General features: G+C 65.7%; 19 protein-coding genes. 10 read left to right on the top strand and 9 right to left on the bottom strand.

The annotated features are described in order from the left end of the window. Positions 1-72 precede the first annotated feature (72 nt). Together FEJ81_RS14560 and FEJ81_RS14565 are read right to left on the bottom strand one after the other, a co-directional pair. Positions 73-1,110 (bottom strand): hypothetical protein, encoded by a 1,038-nt coding sequence (locus FEJ81_RS14560; RefSeq protein ID WP_138245962.1) that lies wholly within the window; start codon positions 1,108-1,110, stop codon positions 73-75. An 82-nt stretch (positions 1,111-1,192) separates the two neighbouring features. Further along, on the bottom strand, positions 1,193-2,221 hold the full coding sequence (locus FEJ81_RS14565) for a hypothetical protein (protein WP_138245963.1): 1,029 nt from the start codon (positions 2,219-2,221) through the stop codon (positions 1,193-1,195). 163 nt (positions 2,222-2,384) lie between these two features. Between FEJ81_RS14565 and FEJ81_RS14570 the strand changes: the two genes are divergently transcribed. Continuing rightward, a complete protein-coding gene (locus FEJ81_RS14570) occupies positions 2,385-3,437 on the top strand; it encodes a hypothetical protein (protein ID WP_138245964.1) in 1,053 nt (350 codons plus the stop codon). Here FEJ81_RS14570 and FEJ81_RS14575 read toward each other — a convergent pair whose 3' ends face one another. Beyond that, positions 3,438-4,484, bottom strand: a complete 1,047-nt coding sequence (locus FEJ81_RS14575; RefSeq protein WP_138245965.1) for a hypothetical protein — start codon at positions 4,482-4,484, stop codon at positions 3,438-3,440. 221 nt (positions 4,485-4,705) lie between these two features. Here FEJ81_RS14575 and FEJ81_RS14580 point away from each other — a divergent pair, with 221 nt between their 5' ends. Next, positions 4,706-5,215: an FxLYD domain-containing protein gene (locus FEJ81_RS14580; protein WP_138245966.1), complete on the top strand. Its 510-nt coding sequence runs from the start codon at positions 4,706-4,708 to the stop codon at positions 5,213-5,215. Positions 5,216-5,269: 54 nt separating this feature from the next. Here the strand turns inward: FEJ81_RS14580 and FEJ81_RS14585 are convergent, their stop codons facing one another. Then, on the bottom strand, positions 5,270-5,617 hold the full coding sequence (locus FEJ81_RS14585) for a hypothetical protein (RefSeq protein ID WP_138245967.1): 348 nt from the start codon (positions 5,615-5,617) through the stop codon (positions 5,270-5,272). A gap of 185 nt (positions 5,618-5,802) precedes the next feature. Continuing rightward, the gene (locus FEJ81_RS14590) at positions 5,803-6,639 is read right to left on the bottom strand and encodes a PspA/IM30 family protein (RefSeq protein ID WP_138245968.1); all 837 of its coding nucleotides are present in this window, start codon (positions 6,637-6,639) and stop codon (positions 5,803-5,805) included. Positions 6,640-6,796: 157 nt separating this feature from the next. Here FEJ81_RS14590 and FEJ81_RS14595 point away from each other — a divergent pair, with 157 nt between their 5' ends. From FEJ81_RS14595 to FEJ81_RS14605, 3 genes are all read left to right on the top strand, one after another. Further along, on the top strand, positions 6,797-7,420 hold the full coding sequence (locus FEJ81_RS14595) for an alpha/beta hydrolase (RefSeq protein WP_138245969.1): 624 nt from the start codon (positions 6,797-6,799) through the stop codon (positions 7,418-7,420). Positions 7,421-7,602: 182 nt separating this feature from the next. Beyond that, entirely contained in the window at positions 7,603-8,511 is a 909-nt protein-coding gene (locus FEJ81_RS14600; protein WP_138245970.1) for an FRG domain-containing protein, read from the top strand. A 218-nt stretch (positions 8,512-8,729) separates the two neighbouring features. Continuing rightward, on the top strand, positions 8,730-9,692 hold the full coding sequence (locus tag FEJ81_RS14605) for a CAP domain-containing protein (protein WP_138245971.1): 963 nt from the start codon (positions 8,730-8,732) through the stop codon (positions 9,690-9,692). 43 nt (positions 9,693-9,735) lie between these two features. Here the strand turns inward: FEJ81_RS14605 and FEJ81_RS14610 are convergent, their stop codons facing one another. The 3 genes from FEJ81_RS14610 to FEJ81_RS14620 all read right to left on the bottom strand — a co-directional run bounded on the left by FEJ81_RS14610 (position 9,736) and on the right by FEJ81_RS14620 (position 13,259). After that, positions 9,736-11,640, bottom strand: a complete 1,905-nt coding sequence (locus FEJ81_RS14610; RefSeq protein ID WP_138245972.1) for an ATP-binding protein — start codon at positions 11,638-11,640, stop codon at positions 9,736-9,738. A gap of 59 nt (positions 11,641-11,699) precedes the next feature. Then, complete coding sequence (locus tag FEJ81_RS14615) at positions 11,700-12,485, bottom strand: cohesin domain-containing protein (RefSeq protein WP_138245973.1); 786 nt, start codon at positions 12,483-12,485, stop codon at positions 11,700-11,702. A 147-nt stretch (positions 12,486-12,632) separates the two neighbouring features. Beyond that, on the bottom strand, positions 12,633-13,259 hold the full coding sequence (locus FEJ81_RS14620; protein WP_138245974.1) for a DUF7344 domain-containing protein: 627 nt from the start codon (positions 13,257-13,259) through the stop codon (positions 12,633-12,635). A gap of 440 nt (positions 13,260-13,699) precedes the next feature. Between FEJ81_RS14620 and FEJ81_RS14625 the strand changes: the two genes are divergently transcribed. After that, complete coding sequence (locus tag FEJ81_RS14625) at positions 13,700-14,032, top strand: DUF7113 family protein (RefSeq protein ID WP_138245975.1); 333 nt, start codon at positions 13,700-13,702, stop codon at positions 14,030-14,032. 131 nt (positions 14,033-14,163) lie between these two features. Here FEJ81_RS14625 and FEJ81_RS14630 read toward each other — a convergent pair whose 3' ends face one another. Beyond that, on the bottom strand, positions 14,164-15,441 hold the full coding sequence (locus FEJ81_RS14630) for a DNA double-strand break repair nuclease NurA (RefSeq protein ID WP_138245976.1): 1,278 nt from the start codon (positions 15,439-15,441) through the stop codon (positions 14,164-14,166). A gap of 124 nt (positions 15,442-15,565) precedes the next feature. Here FEJ81_RS14630 and FEJ81_RS14635 point away from each other — a divergent pair, with 124 nt between their 5' ends. The 4 genes from FEJ81_RS14635 (at position 15,566) to FEJ81_RS14650 (ending at position 19,851) form a co-directional block, all read left to right on the top strand. Beyond that, on the top strand, positions 15,566-15,844 hold the full coding sequence (locus tag FEJ81_RS14635) for a hypothetical protein (protein WP_138245977.1): 279 nt from the start codon (positions 15,566-15,568) through the stop codon (positions 15,842-15,844). Positions 15,845-15,971: 127 nt separating this feature from the next. Next, positions 15,972-17,528: an HTTM domain-containing protein gene (locus tag FEJ81_RS14640; protein ID WP_138245978.1), complete on the top strand. Its 1,557-nt coding sequence runs from the start codon at positions 15,972-15,974 to the stop codon at positions 17,526-17,528. A gap of 115 nt (positions 17,529-17,643) precedes the next feature. Beyond that, positions 17,644-19,164 carry a 2,3-bisphosphoglycerate-independent phosphoglycerate mutase gene (gene gpmI / locus FEJ81_RS14645; RefSeq protein WP_138245979.1) on the top strand — a complete coding sequence of 507 codons (1,521 nt, stop codon included), beginning with the start codon at positions 17,644-17,646 and terminating at the stop codon, positions 19,162-19,164. Between the two features lie 264 nt (positions 19,165-19,428). Continuing rightward, a complete protein-coding gene (locus FEJ81_RS14650) occupies positions 19,429-19,851 on the top strand; it encodes a hypothetical protein (protein ID WP_138245980.1) in 423 nt (140 codons plus the stop codon). Positions 19,852-20,093 lie beyond the last annotated feature (242 nt).

Genomic DNA, 20,093 nt, shown 5'->3' on the forward strand with positions numbered 1-20,093 from the left:
TCGGGCCGAGAGCCAAAAGCCGCGGGGCTCACGTCTGCAAGCATCCGCGACGCTCGACCCGAGACGGTGCGCTCACTCCCAGTCGATCTCCTCGCCGCGACTCGACTCCCGGAGGATGAACGGGCCGATCGCCAGCGTCCGCTTGGCCATCGTCGCGACCCGCAGGATGAACGCGATCAACAGCAGGAACGGCGCGACGGCGATCGTCGCCGCCGCCACGACGATCCAGACGAGGAGATCGACGCCGATGAACACGCCCGACACGGCGTTCGCGTCGAAGAAGAGCAGCATCGACATCGTGACCACCAACGCCGGGACGGCGACGTACATCATCGCCCGCGAGAGGTTGATCAGCTCCCACTGGAAGTATAGTGTCTTGAAGTGCTCCCGGGCGAGGCCGAACAGCTTCAGCGACTCGAGCAGGTCGTCGTAGGCCTCGTGGGCCTCGTCGGTAAAGGAGTCGGCGTGGACGTTCCGAATCCGTCGGGCGCGGAAGATCTTCCACGAGTAGTTGTAGTCAAGCGCCGCCTTGAGGACCGCGTACGTGCCGAACTGGGCGTCATCGAGGCCGTCGCGGATCGAGTCGGCGTGGGTCGTGACGTTGTCGACGAAGTCGTCGACGCGGTCTTTGAGCTCCTCGTCCTGACTCTCGGAGACGGCCTCGCGGAAGTCGTGTGCCCGGTCTTCGGAGGCGGCGACGACCGCCCGCAGGAACGAGGACGGTTCCGGCGGGCTGATCGGCGCGTCGATCGACCCCTCGACGTTCCGCCGGAAGTCGAGCGCACCCTCGAGGCGCGTGCGCTGATCCTCGACGGCCCCGAGTTCCTGGGACAGCACCAGCGAGTTGATGGTGACCACGAGCGTGACCCCGGTGATCAGCGCGGTCGTCAGCGCCTGAAAGAGCGTCCCGATCGGATCCTGACTCCCCACGAGCGCCCTGAACGAGACGGGGCTGAAGCGGGCGACGGCGAGGAGACCGACGAAGACGAACAGCATGAGTCCGGCGGTGACGACCCAGCGGTTCGCGTTCAACAGCAGGCGGTGTTTCCACGTCGGGTCCGCGCTGCGCTCGGCCATCGTGTCGCTGGGCTGGGACCCGTCGCCGCTCATCGTTCGATCCGGACGATACCAGACGGCCCCGGAAATAGCTACGGCAAGCGCCGGCGGACCGAACGCGGCGGTGTCGGCGAAGTTACCCGAGGTCCTCGTCGCGCTCGGACTCCCGCAGGATGAACGGTCCCATCGCGAGGGTTCGCTTCGCGACCGTCGCGATCCGGAGGATGTAGACGATGAAGACGACGAAGGGCGAGATACCGATGACGAACCCCGCGCTGGTCAGCCAGACGAGATTGTCGACGGTCAGCGTCGTCCCGGGGAGCGTACCCGCGTCGACGTACATCATCAGTAGTCCCATCACCACGAGCGCGGGCACCGAAATGTACAACAGCGCCCGCGAAAGGTTGATCAGCTCCCACTGGAAGTACAGCGTCTTGAAGTGCTCGCGAGCGGGGCCGAAGAACTTCAGGATCTCGATCATCTCGTCGATCTCGCTGTCAGCCTCGTCCGAGAGGTCGTCGCCGTGGTCGGCGCGAATCTCGCGCGCGTCATGGATTTTTCGGGAGTAGTTGAAGTTCAGAGCGTTCCAGATCACGTCGAACGTGCCGAACTGGGCGTCCTTGAGGTCGTCCTTGACGACCGCCGCGTTCTCGGTGATGTCGTCGACGTAGTCGGACACTTTCCCCTGGATTTCGTCGCCGTGATCGGACGCCACTGTCGACTCGAACTCGTTGGCTTCCCGCTCGATACCGTCGACGAGTTCGTAGAGGAATGCCGCGGGTTCGGGGGGCGTCACGTCCTCCTCGTCGAGGACAGCCTCGATATCGCCGCGAAACTCCATGGCGTCCTGCATCCGGTCGCGCTGGTCGCCGACCGCCCCCAGTTCCTGGGACAGCACCAGCTGGTTGATCGTGACGACGATCGACGTCCCCGTGATGATCGCGCCGATGAACGCCGAGAAGATCCAGAAGGTGCCGTTGTGCTGGCCGATGATGAGACGGAGCGGTGTCAGCCCGAGTTTGCTGCAGGCGACCATCACGACGAAGACGACCGCCAACGCGACCGCCGCGAAGAGCCAGCGTCCCATCCGAAGCAACACCCACAACCGCAGCCCGCCGACGCCGGCCCGCTGACCGAGGACGCTGCTCGAGTCCGAATCGCTCATTGACTGTGGAAAGGGGAACAACGGCGCGGGATAAAATACTCGCCCGGGAGTGAGCAACCCCGCGGTAGTCGACGGCGCCCGTTCGCGATCGAAACCCACCGCATCAAGCGTCGTGCGAACGACGAAAACACTTGTCAGCCCGGCCGTGGTACGACCGGCGCACATGAGCGAGTCCGGTCGGAGCGCGAGCGACGAGACCTCGAACACGATGGTCGACCGCGTCCGCGGCGGTCGCTCGGCGCTGTGGTTTCTCGTGGAAGGCAACCGCGTCCTCGTCGCCAGCACGATGCTCGCCGTTTCGTTCGCCCTGTTGATCGTGCTCGGGACGTTCGGTCCCGGTTCCATCTCGAAGCTGTTCGATCCCGCGCCGATCGCCTCGGTGTTCACCCCGACTATCATCGGGATCATCATGGGCGTCACCCTCGTGTTGACGTTCAACCAGTTCGTCCTCGCCGAGGAACTCGGGCCCGTCGCCGACCAGCGCGAGCGAATGGCGGGCGCGATGGCGTTTCGCCGGGACACCGAAAACGCCGTCGACCGCACCACCAGCCCGCCCGAACCCTCCGCGTTCCTCCGCGGCCTCGTCGAGGCGACCGGGGCCCGAGCCGACGACCTCGTCGCCGCGCTCGAGTCCCATCCCGACCTCGACGACGCAGTCGGTCGGGATGTCCGCGAGTACGCCGAGGGGATCGCGGCCGACGCCGATCGGGTCGCCGATAATCTCGAGGGCGCGCAGTTCGGCCGGTTCGAGGTCGTCAAGGCCGCCCTGGAGTACAACTATTCCTGGAAGATATACACCGGCAACCGGGTGCGCAACCGACACGAGGACGCGCTGCCGGACGCCGTCGAGGAGGAACTCGAGGGGTTACTCGAGGTGCTGGGTTTTTTCGGCCCCGCTCGGGAGCATTTCAAGACGCTGTACTTCCGCTGGGAGATCATCACCCTCTCACGGTCGCTGGCGACGCTCGCCCTGCCGGCGCTGTCGGTGTCGGCGTACATGATTCTCGTCTTCGAGGTCGGCGACGTGGCCGGGACGACCGCGGGGATCGACCACGGACTGCTGTTCGTCGGGTTCGCCTTCGCCCTCGGCGTGACGCCGTTCGCGATCTTCCTGTCGTACATCCTCCGGGTCGTCACCGTCGCCAAGTGGACGCTGGCGATCGGTCCCTTCATCCTCCGGGAGACCGACCGCGGGGCCGACGTGGACTGGGAGTGATCACCGGTCCTCGCCAGCGGTCACGTCGAACGGTCCTTCGTCGGGGTCCTTCTGCGGGATGAACGGACCGACCGACGCGGTCCGGCGGGTAACGGTCGCGGTCCGGAGGATATAGGAGACCAGCAGCGCCAGCGGCGAGAGAACGATGACGATCAGGACGGAGACGACGTAGGGCAACGCGGCGACGCTGACGCTCGGGCCGGTGAAGTCGGCGTACAGGAGGCCGACGAGGATCGCCGACAGGATCGACGGGACGCCGCAGTAGATCGTCAGCTGCGAGAACCGGGTCAGTTCCCGCTGCAGGTAGGTCGTCTTGAACTGCTCGCGGGCCACGCTGAATAGCTTCAAGGAGCCAATCAGATCGTCGAGTTGCTCTTTCGCGGCCGGCGACAGCGACTCGTCGTGGTCGTTTCGCAGATGGGTCGCGACGTACAGCTGCCAGGCCTCGTCGTAGTTGATCGCCGCCGAGACGGCCGAGAAGGTGCCGAACTCGGACCGCTCGAGCGTGTCGTCGACCCGGTCGGCCCGCTCCTCGACGCTGTTGGTGTACCGGACGACCGTCTCCCGGACCTCGTCGTCGTGATCGGCGACCATGTCGGCGAGTTCGGCGGCGTCGCCTCGGATCGCTTCGATGATCAGCTCGAGGACCCTCGTGGGCGCGGCCGGCGTGGCGGGAATGGCGGCCTCCTCGGCGACGTCCTCACGGAACGAGACGACCCCCTCGAACCGGTCGCGGGCCTTCCCCGCCGCGCCGAACTCCTGGGAGAGGATCAGCTGGTTGACCGAGACGACGAGCGTCACCAGCGAGAACGTCCCCGCGATCATGCCGCTGGCGACGCGGGTGACGGAGTTCGGGTTGACGAAGTTGATCACGCCGAGTTCGTACAGGCCGACGATAAGCGCGAAGATGACGGCCGAGAGCAACGCCGTGACGGCCAACCGGTTCCCCTGAATCAGCACCCACTCGTGGAACCGCGTCAACGGTCCCCCCGGCCCGCCCACGTCGGCCCCGTAGGACTCGAGCGTCTCGTCGGTCTCGGAGGACATGGAGACACGTTCAATCGACCCGACAATAAGGGCCTGCGTTGCACACACCGCCGATCGCCGTCCCACCGCCTCGGCCGCCCTCGAGACGGCGGTTCGGGCCGCGGCGAGACACCGAGCGGTCCGAGCGCTGTCGCTTCAGGGCTTACACTGAAATGCGTCGGCGGTGTCCCCGAAGACATGGTCGGTACCGGAATCGATTCGCAGACGAGAGGCAGGTCGCGATGATGCGCTCGGACGCGACGAGCCGACGGCGACTGCTCGCATCGCTCGGCGTCGGGATGGCGACCGCGGCCGCCGGCTGTACCGGCAGCAACGGACTCGGCGGCGAGCCGAACTACGAGAGCGGCAATATGGGCCAGATAAACGCCAGCAACGCCTCGAGCAGGAACGCCACGGAGATGTCCACGGCCTCGTCGCTGGCCCAACAACAGCCGACCAACTCGGTGACGCCGCTCGATCCCCTCGAGCTGGTCGAACACGAGTTCGTCGTCGAGGACGGCTACCTCGGCTCGACGGTCCAGGGGGTCGTGACCAACACGGGAGCCGACCGGATCCAGATCGTCGAGGTCCGGACCCGGATCTACAACGACGCCGGCAACCTCCTCGGCCGGTATCTCGCCAGCACCGGCGACCTCGACGGGAACTCGACGTGGGAGTTTCAGGTCGTCGTCCTCGAGGCACCCGCTGACGTCGCTGACTACGAGATCACTGTGCTCGGAACGCCGTCGTGAGTCCGCGCCCATCTGCTGCCGCGCTCGACGCGACCGCCGTCCGCCGCGGCGAGGTCAGTCGCCGGCCCCATTCAGGAGTTCGTCGTCGACGCCGTCGTAGACCCTGCCGGCGGTCACGGCGAGCGTATAGGCGGGCCGTCCCTTCCCCGTCGGCGACGTCTCGGTCGGCTCGACCTCGTCGACGAGCCCCTCGTTCTCGAGCCGGTAGAGCGATCGAATGACGTCCGCTTCGGTGATCGTGCCGACGACCTCCGTGTCGACCTCGGAAAGCTGTCGCCGGCAGTGCCGTCGGAGGTCGTGGGTCTGGACCGGCGTCTCGTCCTCGCGGGCGAGTTCGGTGACGCCGAGCAAGACGACCTGATTGGTCAGCGAGATGGATTCGAACGGTGACTCGTCGCTCATAGTGCAGAGTAGTCGTGAACGATCGTAACCGTTTCTCCGCCTCACAGCACGGGAGACGGGTACACGCCGACTGACTGGGAGCAGCAGGGAGAGACAGCTCAACCAGATCGACAGTAAACACGTCCACGCAATCAACACGGACACAAAAAACGTGTCTCCGCCGCGACCCCGTCGGCAGCCGCTCTCTAGGCGTTCTCTTCGTCCTGTAGCTCCGCGAGTTCGGCCTCGACATCCTCCTGATCGTCGCCCTCGAGTTCCGTGAGTTCCTCCTCATCGACCTCGCTCGCGGCGTCCGCCCCGGCCTCGGATTCCGTCTCCGTCTCGGCCCCGCCGACATCGGACTTGAGCGTCTCGAGTTCGGCCTCGACGCCGCTGTCGGTCTCTAACTGCTCGAGTTCGCGGTCGATGTTGTCCTTATCCGAAAGAACGTCGTCGAACGCGCCCGACTCGTGGAGTTCGTCCATCGCGGCGGCGCGAGCCTCCATGTCCTCGGTCTGTTCCTCGGCGCGCTCGATGGCGCGGCCGACATCCTCGAACTCCTCGCCGGTGGCCGTCATGGCCTCCGAAACCGTGGAACTGGCTTTGGCAGCCTCGTGGCGGGCCTTCATCGTCTCCTTCTTGGTGCGGAACTCCTCGATGCGGCTCTGGAGTTCGTTCTTCTGTTCGATCAGCCGATCCTGCTGGCCCTGCAGGTCCGAGATCTGGCGCTCGAGGTCCTCGATCTGGTTCATCTTCGTCTTCTTCTTCTCGAGGGCGCGTCGCGCCAGATCCTCGCGGCCCTGCTGAACCGCGGTTCGGGCCTGATCGTTGTGTTTCTCGACGTTGTCCTCGAGGCGGCGTTTCTGCATCTCGAGGCGCTTTTTCTGCGTCGTGAGGTCGGCGATGCCGCGTTTGACCTGCTGGAGCTGGTCTCGCATCTGCTCGTAGGAGTAGTCCAGCGTCTCGGTCGGATCCTCGGCCCGGTTGAGCACCGAGTTGAGCTTCGACCGGATGACGTAGGAAGTCCGAGAGAGGATGCCCATACTCGCAACGTATTGCTCCCCGGCCTTAAAAATGTCACCTCAGAAATATCCACTGTGAGACGACGTTCTGTGGAGTCCCCCGGCCGGTGTCGGCCGAGCCGCGACTAGCGCTCGAGGGCGACGGGGATTGATTACCGCCGCTTCGTAACAGGGCCCCATGAGCGATGTTCTGGTCCCCGGGAGCCGCGACGTTCGCGGGACGCTCGAGGAACCGGCCGGCGAGACCGATGCGATCGTCGTCGCGTGTCCGCCCCATCCCCAGCAGGGCGGCTCGCGAAGCGATCCCCGCCTCGTCGCGGTCTCGAAAGCACTTTGCGAGGCAGGTATCGCCTGTCTCCGCTTCGATTACGGCCCGTGGGACGATGGCGACGGCGAGCGAGCGGACGTTCGCAACGCCGTTCGGTGGGCCCGCGACGAGGACGACCTCCCCGTCGGCGTCTTCGGCTACAGTTTCGGCGCGTCGCTGGCCCTGCTCGCGGCTGCCGATGTCGATCCCGCTCCCGACGCCGTCGCCGTTCTCGCCCCCGCAGCGCGGCTCGCGGACGACCTCGACGCGGCCGCGGCGCTCAGGTCTCTCTCGAGTGAGACGCCCGTCCGCGTTCTCTACGGGGAACGGGACACGACCGTCGACTGGGAGCCGGTGGTCGAACGCGCTCGCGAGCGCGGCGACGAGGTCACCGCGCTGCCGGCAGACCACTTCTTCCTCGGGAAACGCGAGGCCATCGCCGAGGCGGCCGCGGGGTTCTTCGAGGGCGAACTGCTCGAGTCGGGGTCACAGTAGCTCGAGACGGCCGAACAACTCGAAGCGGAACGGAGGGTCGCTGCGAATCGATCGACAACGGGGGCGCGCTGCGCGCCGGGCGTTCGATATTCTTGCAGCGCCGTTATTTCCGCGGCGGCGCTAGGGTCGAGTATGCTGAACCGGTCTCTCGAGGAGTCCCATCGGGCCGCTCACAGCGACCGATGACTGACGACACGGATGCCCAGTCGATCGTCCGCGCCGAATCGTGGACGGAGCTACAGGACCTGGTCACCGCGGAGATGTGGATGCCCGACATCTCCCGGCACCGCTCGCCGTACGTCTTCCGGGGAGTCCCTCACGTCGATCACACCCTCGAGACATCGATCAACCGCTTCGTCGGCGAGTCCGGAAAGTGGAACTTCGAGCCGCTCTTGCTCCGGAATTTCGCCCAGTACGCGGCCGACGAGATCGACGAGTCGCAGTCGATCTGGCACCTGCTCTCGATCGCCCAACACTACGGGCTGCCGACGCGGCTGCTCGACTGGTCGTTCTCGCCACTCGTCGCGGCCTACTTCGCGACGCGAACCGGTGACACCGACCACGACGGGGCGATCTGGGCCGTCGACTACCGGCAGCTACACGCCGACCTGCCCGACTCCTACCAGTCGGTCCTCGAGATGACGGAGACCCACATGCTCGACACGCATCTCCTCTCGAACGTGACACTGGACGACGAACCGCGCGAGTCCGGCCCCGACGACGCTGGATCCGGCCTGACTCGAACCCTCGACGACGTCACCCGCATCGACGAACTCTGGCAGGAGTTGTGGGCACCCGACGAGGGCTCCGAAGACGAATACGTCGTCTTCTTCCGGCCGCCGGCGATCGACGACCGGATCGCCAACCAGTCGGCCGTCTTCTCGTTCCAGTCCGATCCGCGGCTGCTCCTCGATCAGTGGCTCGCGGACCACCCCGATTGCTACCGGAAGATCGTCATCCCGGGCGAGCGCAAACTCGAGTTCCGCGACAAACTGGATCAGATGAACGTCAACCACCGAACCCTGTTCCCCGACCTCGAGGGGCTGGCGACGTGGTTGAAGCAGTACTATCAGCCCCAGTCCGGGGAGTGACGGGCGGTTTCGATCGACTCCCCCGAACGACGTCCCCGTCGATGTCGTCTGTCGACAGTACGACCGTTCTCCCGACCGCAACCGAGACGATACGTTCCGCTTTCCGACTGATCGCCGACTGCATTCTCGGTACGACTACTCTATTCGGGTATTCCCAATAGTTGCAACAGTTTACAGTCCGTATTACTACCGGATTTTCCACCGAACGACCGGTCGCGATGAAACGACGTTCGAACGCAGTCGTAACCGCGACAGTCGCAGCGATTCTCGCACTGAGCATGATCGTCGGCGTCGGGGCCGCAGCACCCGGCCACGGTCCGTCCGTGACCGATACGACGGACACTGAGACCGTGGCTTCAGGGCCAGAGACCGTCACGCAATCGGAGAGCGTGACGACGGTAAGTACGGATACCGAGATTGACACCGAGAGCGTCGATACGGGCGCGTCCGGAGACGACGCCCTCGAGTCGGTGCCGACCGATCTCCGGTCGGGTCCGGACGCGGACCTGCCCGGTTCGACGTTCCTCGAGGACCTGTTCGACGACCTCGGAGAGAGCGGCGATTCCGTCAGTGACAGTGACGATTCCGACGGCGACGAGTCTGCCGACGATACCGGCGCGGACGACGACACTGGAACGGACGACGCGGAGACGCCTGACGAAACGACCGAAACCGGTGATGGCGAATCCGACGAGAGCGCCGACGGCGAAACGACCGATGATAGCCTCGACAGGAGTCAGGTCGAACGAGACGTTCACGAAGCGGTAAACGAGGAACGGACGGCCCGCGGCCTTGAGCCGCTCTCGTTCGACACCGAACTCCGCGACATCGCTCGCGGCCACAGCGAGGACATGGCCGAGCGCGGCTACTTCTCGCACGTCGACCCCGAGGGGAACGATTTCGCCGACAGGTACGACGCGGCGGGCTACGAGTGCAGCGCGAACGGGTACACCGGGGGTGAGAACATCGCCCAGACGTGGTACGACACGCGAGTCGCGACGGGCGACGGCGAGATCGTCCGGTACGAGAACGAGCGCGAACTCGCCGACGGAATCGTCACCCAGTGGATGAACTCGCCGGACCACCGCGAAAACATCCTCGCGTCCCAGTGGGAGAACGAGGGTATCGGCGTCTACGTCACTGACGACGGCCGGGTGTACGTCACGCAGAACTTCTGTTGAGTACCGCCGGCGGGCGCGACTTCCCGTCAGCCGGTCCGTTTTTTCAGTCCCGGCCGTGCCGGGTGAGACACTTCGGCAGCCCGATCAGTTCGACCGGCTCCGAGTTATCGGGCGAGTAGACCACCATCTGGCCCTTCTCCATGTAGGGGACCTTGGACTCGAGGTTACTGGGAATGTTCACGCTCTTGATGGCGTCCTCGTCGCCGAGGTTGAGCACGACGGTGGTGTTGATCTGTTTGAAGACGGCGTCGTGGATGTCCTGTGGGTCCTGCGTGATCAGGAAGAGGCCGAGCCGCTCTTTCCGGCCCTGTTTGGCGGCTTCGGTGAACTTGTTGATGACCTTCCCCGCCTGCACGGAGTCGGCGTCGGTCAGGAAGTTGTGGGCCTCGTCCATCCCGAGCACGAGCGGAGTCTCCTTGATCCGGTCGTAGGCCGGGTCGTTCGAGAGTTTCTGGTCGATAACGAGCGAGGAGACCGCGAGGACGATGGCCTCGGTCGCCCGGCTATCGTTGATGTGGTAGGTCGGGACCACGGTCAGCCCGCCGGGGCGGACGAACTCGTGGACGAGGTCGGTGATCGGGCGTGCGTCCTGATCGAAGACGTGGCCGAAGCCGAGCACGCGCCGCCGGACCGCGTCGAAAGTCGCCTCGTGGACCCGCCCGGACTCGTCGAGTTCCTCGCGCAACGCGGGGTCGTCGAGGAACGTCGTGAACTCCTCGTAGGTGCCGCCGTCGCCGTACTGCTTTCGGAACCGCGGCAGGAGCACGCTGACCAGCGCGCCGTACTGGTTGTCGTTCAGCCCGCTGCCCGCGACCAGCCACGGGTTGTCGTAGACCATCGAGAACGGAATCGTGAACTCGACCTGCTCCGCGCGGTGGTGGCCCGCGGCGTACGACGCCGAGCCGACCTTCGGAATGAAGGCGGTCGTATCGTCGTGGCCGCCGTAGGCGATCCCCTCGCGCTCGAGGCGGCGCGCGAACTCGTCGTCCAGATCAGGGTTGTCGTCGTGCATCTGGGCGTACTCGTCTTGGGGATCGAACTGGATGACGGCGGGGCGGACCTCGCGGCCGTCGTCCATCGGATACGTCCGCTCCTCGTCGAGGTATTGCCGCAGGATGTTCTTCGCGCCGTGGGTCTTCCCCGACCCCGTCCCGCCGGCGATCAGGGAGTGGCGGAAGACGAGCGGATCGCCCGCGTCGTAGTCGTCTTTCAGCCGGTAATCGATCGTCGGCGGGGTGGCCGCCGTCCGCACCTTCTCGCCGCCGACCGAGAGGTGGCCGAGGAAGACGCCGTCTTCCGGCATCTTCAGCCCGGTCTTGATCTCCTCGGTGTCGTCGGCCTGCCGGATCACCGTCTGGGGTTTCGGCACGCGGTCGGTCATCCGCCGTTTCAGTTCGCCGTCGTCTCGCGGGCTCTGCCCGCTCGAGTCGTCCGCGGAGCGTGGCTCCGCGCGGTCCTCGTAGAGGATGGCAACTGGCTCGAGCTCGGCGACGAACTTGTAATCGGACTCGTCGATCTCGTCGGTCCGCATCGCCCGCCGCGCGTGGATCTCCGTCGCGTCGTCGGCGTGGTACTGCTGGGCGTACTCGAGTCCCGTAATGCGACAAAAGAGCGTCTCGCCGTCGGGGTAGGGCGCGAGCAGGTAGCTCCCGATGCGGATCGAGGAGCGGTTGTCGCGGGTGACGTAGGCCCGGAGCGCGGTGTCGTCCCCGTCTTCGGCGACGCGCAGGCCCTGCGAGACGCAGATCGTCCCGATACCGACGTCATCGCCGCTGGGTTCGACGGGCGTCGGTTCGAATTCGTCGGTTTGCTCACTCGTCGTCGAACTCGCGCTCGCCGCCTGTTCGGTGCCCGAAGACGGCGGCGACGAGCCCGCTGTGTCGGCGTCAGCGCCGTCTCCGGTATCGGCGTCGGCGTCGAATTCGCCGAAGTCTCCCAGATCGGTCATATCACCTCAATCCGGCCCGTTCCTCAAACACGTTTCCCTCCACCTGTCGGGACTGTTTATTAGCGGCGGCCATCACGACCGGCCGAAAGGCAGTAGACCGCGAGCGCGACGGCCACGAGAGCGATCTCGAGCGTAAATCCGGAGACCGGCTCGCCACCGTCGGTTTCGGCCGCGTCGTCCCCGCTCGAGGCCGCGGGCTCGCGGTCGATCTCGTCGGGATCGGGGTGGTCGAACGCCTCGAGCGACTCGTCGCCGCCGTCGATCGCGACCGTCACGGGCTCGTCGACGACGGCGGACGGGTAGTCGCCGGTGAGTTCGATGTCGCTCTCGTCGAACGAGATCGGCGTCGTCCCGGCCGGTGCGTCATCGGCGACGCGGACGGTCAGCGTCGCGATCGTTCCCGTTCCGGTCGTTCCGCCGGCGGCAGGCTCGCGGCGCTGCTCGAGGATCGTCGTTCCCCGCTCGCGAGCGTCCGTTTCCGTCGCGCGGATTTCGGTCCCGTCGCCCTCGAGCCACGGCCCGCGCTCGATATCGGTGATCTCGAGGTAGTCGGGGTGATACTGGGCGATCAGTGCCACGGCGGCGACGCCCTCGTCGCCGTGACCGCCCTGACTCCGGAGGGAGACATCGATCTCGATCGTCTCGCCGGGCGCGGCCTCGACCTGTGTCTGCTCGGGCGAGAGGATCGCGACCTGATCGATCGCGGCGGCCGGCCCCGCGACGATCGGGATCGTCAGCGAGAGGGCGAGGACGACGGCAATCAGGCAGGCGACGACGCGGTCGCTATCGGGTCCTATGCCGTCGGTCCGACGGTCGCCGTCACGCGCGGCGTCAGTTCGCGACACGTCTGCCCGTAGGGACGGGAACGAACTTACCGTTTGGTGATCCGGGTGAAAAGACGAACCGATGCGGACGCGGGCGATCGGACGAATCAGTGGGTCGGACAAACGAAACTCGGTCGAACGGGCGGTCGGCCGGACCCGAGGTGGCGACTACTGGACGATCGAGACGACCTGCTCGTATCGCGTGACCCGCTGGGACTCGGCGTCGTAGCTGACGACGCCGAGGTCCGCCATCGCGGGCAGGTGGGAGTGGTGGAGCGCGATCTTCGCACGCTCGGTGTCGTCGAAGGGGCCGCTGTCGCGGGCGCTGAGCTCGGCGGCGAGGCACTCGAGCGAGACCGGACTATCGCCCGCTTCGAGCAGCGAGAGGAGACGCATCCGAACCGGATCGACGAGCGTCTCGAGCAGGGTCTCGGCGTTCTCGCTGTCACAGAGATCGAGGAGGACGGAGAGATCCGCGGGATGTACCGGCGGTTCGTCGACGAGCGCGACGCCGTCGTCGTCCCAGTCGACGATATCGTACTCCTCGAGTCGCGGGAGGTGGTTGTGGACGAGAGTGATCCGAACTTCGTGACGCGCCCGTCCGTTCGAGGCGGTCGTCGACGTCCGGTCGATTAGTTCCGTCGTTAGCTCCGACAGCGAGAGTCGCGTCTGCCGACAGCCGAGGACTTCGAGCAGCCGAAGCCGGCGCGGATGGCGTAGAATCTCGTAACACTCTGTCGGAACGGTCGCGAGTGGGTCGGGCATGTCGCCGCCGAGGTGAGCGTCCGAACTCATTACTCATTCCAACCCCTGCAATGGGGATAAGGTCGTTTCCAAAACGATTTGGGCCGAAAATTCTGCCATTACTCCCGTAACCTCATCGTAACCCAGTGAAGTCCCCGATGTCGGTGTATAGTGGTGATTCCGTCCGGAAATACGTCTATCAGGAGCCGTGACTGCCCTCTCGTCTCGAGTGATCACGTGCGCTGATCGTCAGCACTGCCGTCTCGTACTCCGTGATTACCGCCGCTGCAGTCGGCCGCTCGATGGCAATTCGGCTTCCACATCACCGCTGATTGCCGGTCGACCGGGCGATGAGCCGTCCGCGTGCCGAGATGAACGGAGCGGATTTCCGATCGGTCCCGGTCGGCCCCGGTCGGAACCGATCGGCCACTCCGTCGGACACATCAACCGATGCCACGACGTTTTTGCGTCCGCGAACCCTACGATAGCGTATGCTTATGGTACGCGGTCGCGCGGGCGGGACGGAGCTCACCGGGACGCTGTACGAACGGGGTGAACGAGCTCCCACGTTCCGCGGTGCACCCGACGAAGACGCCGCGTACGTCTGGGTCTGCGACGAGTTCTACGAAGTCGACAGCGGCGGCTCGACACAGCTCGTCGACGGCCGCGAGGTCAACCTCGCCTTCGAGTCACCCATGCCGCGGGGCTTCGACACCCGCGAACAGGCCCTCGAGGGTGCCAAGGAACACGTCCGGACGCAGTTCGCCCGGATCGGCGTCGACCCGGACGATGTCGAACTCGAGGTCGAAAAGAACGACGGCTAGTACGGACATGACACGCGAGACCGCCGTCTCGTACTCTGGAGATGGTTCGCGGAACCACTGGTTCCGCGCTCGCGCTCCCGTTTGCGCTCCCTTCCCGCGGATCGAGAATAGCAGCGACACCTCCTGTCTGGCTAATACGGCTGTTCGTCCCACCGGTGGTCGTCGTAGGTTCGGTCCTGTGCCGCGTCGAATCGCTCCTCGAGGGTCTCGCGGAGCGAGGCCTTCTCCGCGTTGCTGATCCGGGCGAGTTCGTCGGCTTTCTCGACGATCGTCGGCGGGCCGTGGGCGATGGCGACGTCCTGTAACAGCTGCATCGTCAGTCGCTCGCGCGTGTCCGGGTCCTTCGTGAACGCGTAGGGGGCCTCGATCCGATACAGCAAGTCGTCGCGCGGGTCGTAGATCACGAAGAACGTCACCTCGTAGGCCTCGCGCTCGAGGCGGCGGTCGACGCCGAGCGCGTCGCCCTCGGCCGACAGCGGTCGATCGACCCCGCCCCGCGACCGGAACCAGTTCGTGTAGGTCAGCGCCGACGTGTCCCGCTCCCAGCGGTCGCCGTCGACGTCGTCGACGTACTCGCCGCGCTCGAGCAGGCGGGTGAACAGCGCCGAGTCGTCGCTCCACGGCACGCTGACGTCGACCTCCCGTTTGGACTTCAGCGTCCGCGTGAGGACCCGCGTCGCGGGGTTTTTGACGAAGCCGACGAGGGGAACGTCCCGTTCGACGAACTCCTCGACCAGTCGGACGTAGTTCTCGAGGACCGTCGTGGGCCGGGGGTCGTCGAGTAGGAAGTCGGCGAGGTCGGGGTGCTGGTCGGCCCAGCGCAACAGCCCCCGCGGGTACAGCGGCCCGTCGAGGACGAGCAGGTCCGAGACCGTGTCGGCGTGGTCGCGGGCGTGCGTGCTCTCGGCGAGGTACAGCGCCAGCGCGTGGACGACGCCCTCGGCGAACCGCGGCAGCGGCGGAATCTTGACCACGCGACTCCGGCTGTAGCCCTCGTCGAATTTCCCCCACGTCTCGTCGACCATCATCGTCTCGTCGTTCGAGTGGACCGTCATCACGGTCGTCCGCGACCGGTGGAGATCGAGGTCGCTCGGGGTCGTGCTCATAGCCGCCTGCGCGATGTCGATGACTAGTCCGTTCTTGAACGTCGTCGGATTGATCGTCCCCGCGTCGAGGCCGTGTTCGGTCGGGAACTCGCGGTCGCGCAACGCGACGGCCTCGCAGTCGACCATCCGGCGGGCTCGCTCGTCGATCGGCTCGAGGATCGTCCGTCCGTCGTGTACCAGCGGGTCCAGAAACTCCTCCCAGACGGTCTCGGCGAAGGCGCGTCGGTCGCGCTCGTCGGTCCCGTGGTCGATCCGCCTCGCGAGCCGCGCGATACCGTCGAAGTGGACCGGATCGAGCGTCATGACAGGGGGCACCCACCCGACTCGCAAAAATCCAGTGGTCGTCGGCTCCGGACGTTAACTCGAGGCCGGGTAAAAAACTATCAGAAAACGTATATATGGGCGCGTCGAGGCTGGTACTATCTCGATGTCCGAGCGAGAACCGGCTGCCGTTACCCGCGACGATCGAGCGATCAACTGGCGACAGGACAGTTCCGGCGTCACCCTCTACGAGGACGGGAACCGCGACGCCTGGATCCGCGCCGACTTCGAGGCCGGCGTCGCACCGGAACACCGCCTGTTCATGATCTGTGACGAATGTGGTGCCGTGTTCGCACAGCGAGTCAAGCCCGGGAAGGGGACGACCTGTGGCGACTGCGGTGCGACGTTCGAACACGACGGGGACGCGACTCGGCCGTCGCACTGAGAGAATCGGTGTTGCTCGCGGATCTGTTCTGGGCCGCATCGATGGAGAGACGACCGTGAAAGAGACGTTTCAGTATACACTAAACTTATGCCGGTCGATGCGAGAGCCGAGAGCGAACACGTAGACGATGTCTCAGGCTCTTCCCAGCGAGGCGCGGAATCGAGCGGCGAACGCGCTGGATAGTCTCTCGAGAGCCGTCCACCGACGGTTCGAAATCGATCTGCGAGCGCTGGCCGCCTTCCGCATCGCGGTCGGGCTGTTGATCATCACCGATCTGGTTCTCCGGGCCCGGAACCTCAGGGCCTTCTATACGGACGCCGGCGTTCTCCCGCTCGAGGCGCTGTTTTCGGACTACTCGTCGGTCTACTCCCTTCATGCCGTCTCCGGTGAAGCGTGGGTACAGGCGCTCCTGTTTTGCGTCGCCGGCGCGTTCGCGCTCGCTCTGCTCGCGGGCTATCGGACCAGACTCGCGACGATCGCCTCGTGGGTCCTGCTGGTCTCGCTGCACGCCCGGAACCCGATGATCCTCAACGGCGGCGACATCCTGCTGCGGATGCTGCTCCTCTGGGGAATCTTCCTCCCGCTCGGGGAGCGATGGTCGATCGACGCCCGTCGGATCGATCGGGACCGACAGACGGTCTCCTCCGTCGGAACGATGGCCGTGCTCATGCAGGTGTTGCTCATGTACGTGACCAATGCCATCCACAAGAGCAGGAGCGACACGTGGATGGCCGGAAACGCGGTTGGCGAGATCTTCCGGGCGGACCAGTTCACCGTCCTGCTGGGGAACGTCATCGCGGAGCAGGCGCTCCTGATGCGCGCGTTCACTCATCTCTGGATGGTTCTCATCCTGCTCTCGCCCTTGCTTATCGTGCTGACCGGGTACCGACGGGCGGCGTTCGCGTCCCTCTTCGTCGGCATGCACCTCGGCATGTTCGTCACGATCCAGGTCGGCATCTTCCCCTTGGTCGCCGTTGCCGGCCTCGTCCTGTTCTACCCGCCCGTCGTCTGGGACGCCACGACTGCGATCGCCACTCGAGTCGGATTGACACCACGGTTCCGCGACGGAATGACCCGGCTCCAGGGAGCCGCGCCGCAGTTCTCGCTTCCCCTGTTTCCGTCAGTTCGGGACGGAATCCCCCCGCTCACGTCGATTACGTCCCGCGGTCGCATCCTGTTCTCGACGGTCGTTCCGTGGCTCTTTCTCGTCCTCGTCGTCCTCGCCAACGCGCAAGCAGTCGACTACACCGAGATGCCAGATCCCGCCGAACAGGTCATCGATACCGCACACGCGGACCAGCAGTGGCGAATGTTCGCTCCCGATCCGATCTCCAACGCCCGATGGCTTGTCGTCCCGGGCGAACTCGAGGGCGGGACCGAGACCGACGTGCTCCACGAGTCGGCCGTGAGTTGGGACAGGCCGCCGTCGGTCGACGAGACCTACGAGACGTCGCGGTGGCGCAAGTATATCGCGACGATGCGATATGCCGACAACGAGAACCACCGGTCGTACTTCGCCAACCACCTGTGTGGCCGCTGGAACGAGACCCACGAAACCGGCGTCGAACAGGTTACCATCTACGGCCTGACCGACCGGGCCGCTCCGTACGACGACGAGCCGGACATTGCCGAGTACAAGCTGCTCGAGTACGACTGTTCAGGCGAATTCATCCAGAACGAGTGATCCCAGCGGTGCGTCGATCCAACCGTTCGAGCCGCGCGGTCGGAATCGAACCCGGGCGTTCCAACTCGCGGCGGACAACGATAGCTAAGTAACCCCGGCTGGAAACCGAGGACACATGGACGCTGCGCTGATCGTTCTCGACGGCTGGGGGCTCGGAAACGGCGGTAGAGATGCAGTCCAAGCGGCTGAGACACCAGTTTTCGACCGGATAGCGGACTCGGGTTCGGACGGCCGGCTCGAGGTCGCGGGCCGGCGCGTCGGCCTGCCCGACGGCCAGATGGGAAACAGCGAGGTGGGCCACCTCAACATCGGCGCGGGACGGGTCGTCTATCAGGAATACACGCGGATTTCGGACTCGATCGCGGACGGCTCCTTCCGGGAGAACGACGCGATCAACGCGGCCTTCGATCAGGCCCGCGAGAACAATGGCCGCGTTCACTTCCTCGGACTCGTCAGCGACGGGGGGGTTCACGCCGATCAGGAGCACCTGCACGCGCTGATCGAACTGGCGGCCGACCGCGATGTCGAGGCCGTCACCCACGCCATCACCGACGGCCGGGACACCTCGCCGACCGGCGGCCGGGACTACCTCGACCGGCTCGAGGACGTGATCGACGAGCACGGGACCGGCGACGTGGCGACGGTGTCGGGCCGGTACTACGCGATGGACCGCGATCAGAACTGGGAGCGGACGAAGCGGGCCTACGACGCGATCGTGAACCGCGAGGCCGAGTGGACCGCCGACTCGGCCGTCGACGCCGTCGAGGACTCCTACGACCGCGGGGAGACGGACGAGTTCGTCGAGCCCACGGTCGTAGACGGGCGGCCGGCGCTCGAGGACGGTGACTCGGTCGTCTGGTTCAACTTCCGATCCGACCGCGCCCGGCAGTTGACGCGGATGCTCGCCGACATTCGACCCGAGGACTGGGCAGAGGAGATCCAGACGAACCCGCCCGAGGCCGAGGTCGTGATGCTGACCCAGTACGACAAGACGTTCGACCTCCCCGTGGCCTACCCCCCGAACCAGCCCGAGCAGGTGCTCGGCGAGGTGCTCGCCGACGCGGGCCGAACCCAATTGCGGATCGCCGAATCCGAGAAGTACGCCCACGTGACCTACTTCTTAAACGGCGGCCGCGAGGTCGAGTTCGACGGCGAGATCCGGAAGATCGTCGAGAGCCCCGACGTACCGACCTACGACCTGCAACCCGAGATGAGCGCGCCCGAGGTGACTGACACGGCGATCGACACCATCGAGTCGGACGATCCCGACGTGCTCGTGCTCAACTACGCCAATCCGGACATGGTCGGTCACACGGGCGACTACGAGGCCGCGATCGAGGCCGTCGAAGCCGTCGACACGCAACTGGGCCGGCTCGTCGAGACGCTCGAGGACGCCGGCGCGCACGTCCTCGTCACCGCGGACCACGGCAACGCCGACGATATGGGAACCGAGGAGAACCCCCACACCGCGCACACGTACAACGAGGTCCCGCTCGTCTACGTTTCGCCCGACGGAACGGACGGCAATCGGACGGTCCGCGAGGGCGGGACGCTCGCCGATATTGCGCCGACGATACTCGAGGCCATCGACCTCGATCAGCCCCCCGAGATGACCGGCGAGTCGCTGCTCGAGTGAGCGGGGCTGAGTCGGCCGACTCCGCGGCTCGAGATCGGCCGACGGCGTCGACCGTTCGGCTCTCCGGTGTCGTCGAGTCGAATTCGGCGGCGTGACCGGCACCGCGGGACCGGGACTCGAATCCCGGTCGCCGTCGCTATCGCCCTCGCAGTCCCCGCGGTCAGCGGTCTCGGTATCGGAACGGACGGCTCTCGAGAGATATATACGGTTCATACGAAGCTTCAATAGGACGATAGGACTGGGTTCGGCTGGAACCGTTCCGATATGTCCCAGACCACAGCCATCCCCGACACCGAGGAGTCAGTCGTCGACGCGTACGTTCTCGACGTTCGCATCGTCGAAACCGACGCAGCCGACGACGAGGACCCGCGCTACCGATTCGAGGCACCCGAACACACCGCAATCGCGTTCGACAGTCTCGAGGACGCTCGGCTCTACGCCGACGTCTACTTCGATGTCAACGGCTTCGTCGAGGAGGGAACCGGCGAGCGCGGCGTCCCGCCGGAGGTCGTCCAAGCGGGCAAGGACACCCTCGCCGCCTATCTCATGACGATGCCGTGGGCCGACCGCGACTGGGTCGCCTCCTTCTACGGGTCGACGCCGACCGAACTCGATCGCTACCTCACGTGGGTTCGCGACCGCGCCGAAACGATCCGGACCGACGTGCGGGAACAGGGTCTCGACTGACGGCCGCGCCGGTCGATCCCGTCGTTCCCCACCCTCGTCTCATTTTCGTCGCCGCAACCGCTCTGTACCGCTCGGAACCGCGATACCGTCGCGCCCGACGCGGTACCGCCTGACCGACACGGCGGGTCTCGAGTCGTTCGGTTCGTGCTCCGATGGGCCGAGTACCGTCGGTCCGCGCCGGAACCGACTACCGGTCCATATTGGCGATTGTATACCACTCAATAGTCATCAGAGCGCTCTGT

The sequence above is a fragment of the Natrinema versiforme genome (genome assembly GCF_005576615.1).
Classification (GTDB): domain Archaea; phylum Halobacteriota; class Halobacteria; order Halobacteriales; family Natrialbaceae; genus Natrinema; species Natrinema versiforme_A.

Excerpts from the sequence above, each read along its gene's own strand:
- FEJ81_RS14640 (WP_138245978.1), top strand. The coding sequence starts at position 15,972 with ATGTCTCAGGCTCTTCCCAGCGAGGCGCGGAATCGAGCGGCGAACGCG.
- FEJ81_RS14630 (WP_138245976.1), bottom strand. The coding sequence starts at position 15,441 with ATGACGCTCGATCCGGTCCACTTCGACGGTATCGCGCGGCTCGCGAGG.
- FEJ81_RS14595 (WP_138245969.1), top strand. The coding sequence starts at position 6,797 with ATGAGCGATGTTCTGGTCCCCGGGAGCCGCGACGTTCGCGGGACGCTC.
- FEJ81_RS14565 (WP_138245963.1), bottom strand. The coding sequence starts at position 2,221 with ATGAGCGATTCGGACTCGAGCAGCGTCCTCGGTCAGCGGGCCGGCGTC.
- FEJ81_RS14580 (WP_138245966.1), top strand. The coding sequence starts at position 4,706 with ATGATGCGCTCGGACGCGACGAGCCGACGGCGACTGCTCGCATCGCTC.
- FEJ81_RS14650 (WP_138245980.1), top strand. The coding sequence starts at position 19,429 with ATGTCCCAGACCACAGCCATCCCCGACACCGAGGAGTCAGTCGTCGAC.
- FEJ81_RS14575 (WP_138245965.1), bottom strand. The coding sequence starts at position 4,484 with ATGTCCTCCGAGACCGACGAGACGCTCGAGTCCTACGGGGCCGACGTG.
- FEJ81_RS14570 (WP_138245964.1), top strand. The coding sequence starts at position 2,385 with ATGAGCGAGTCCGGTCGGAGCGCGAGCGACGAGACCTCGAACACGATG.
- FEJ81_RS14610 (WP_138245972.1), bottom strand. The coding sequence starts at position 11,640 with ATGACCGATCTGGGAGACTTCGGCGAATTCGACGCCGACGCCGATACC.
- FEJ81_RS14600 (WP_138245970.1), top strand. The coding sequence starts at position 7,603 with ATGACTGACGACACGGATGCCCAGTCGATCGTCCGCGCCGAATCGTGG.
- FEJ81_RS14560 (WP_138245962.1), bottom strand. The coding sequence starts at position 1,110 with ATGAGCGGCGACGGGTCCCAGCCCAGCGACACGATGGCCGAGCGCAGC.
- FEJ81_RS14605 (WP_138245971.1), top strand. The coding sequence starts at position 8,730 with ATGAAACGACGTTCGAACGCAGTCGTAACCGCGACAGTCGCAGCGATT.
- FEJ81_RS14585 (WP_138245967.1), bottom strand. The coding sequence starts at position 5,617 with ATGAGCGACGAGTCACCGTTCGAATCCATCTCGCTGACCAATCAGGTC.
- FEJ81_RS14620 (WP_138245974.1), bottom strand. The coding sequence starts at position 13,259 with ATGAGTTCGGACGCTCACCTCGGCGGCGACATGCCCGACCCACTCGCG.
- gpmI (WP_138245979.1), top strand. The coding sequence starts at position 17,644 with ATGGACGCTGCGCTGATCGTTCTCGACGGCTGGGGGCTCGGAAACGGC.
- FEJ81_RS14625 (WP_138245975.1), top strand. The coding sequence starts at position 13,700 with ATGCTTATGGTACGCGGTCGCGCGGGCGGGACGGAGCTCACCGGGACG.
- FEJ81_RS14635 (WP_138245977.1), top strand. The coding sequence starts at position 15,566 with ATGTCCGAGCGAGAACCGGCTGCCGTTACCCGCGACGATCGAGCGATC.
- FEJ81_RS14590 (WP_138245968.1), bottom strand. The coding sequence starts at position 6,639 with ATGGGCATCCTCTCTCGGACTTCCTACGTCATCCGGTCGAAGCTCAAC.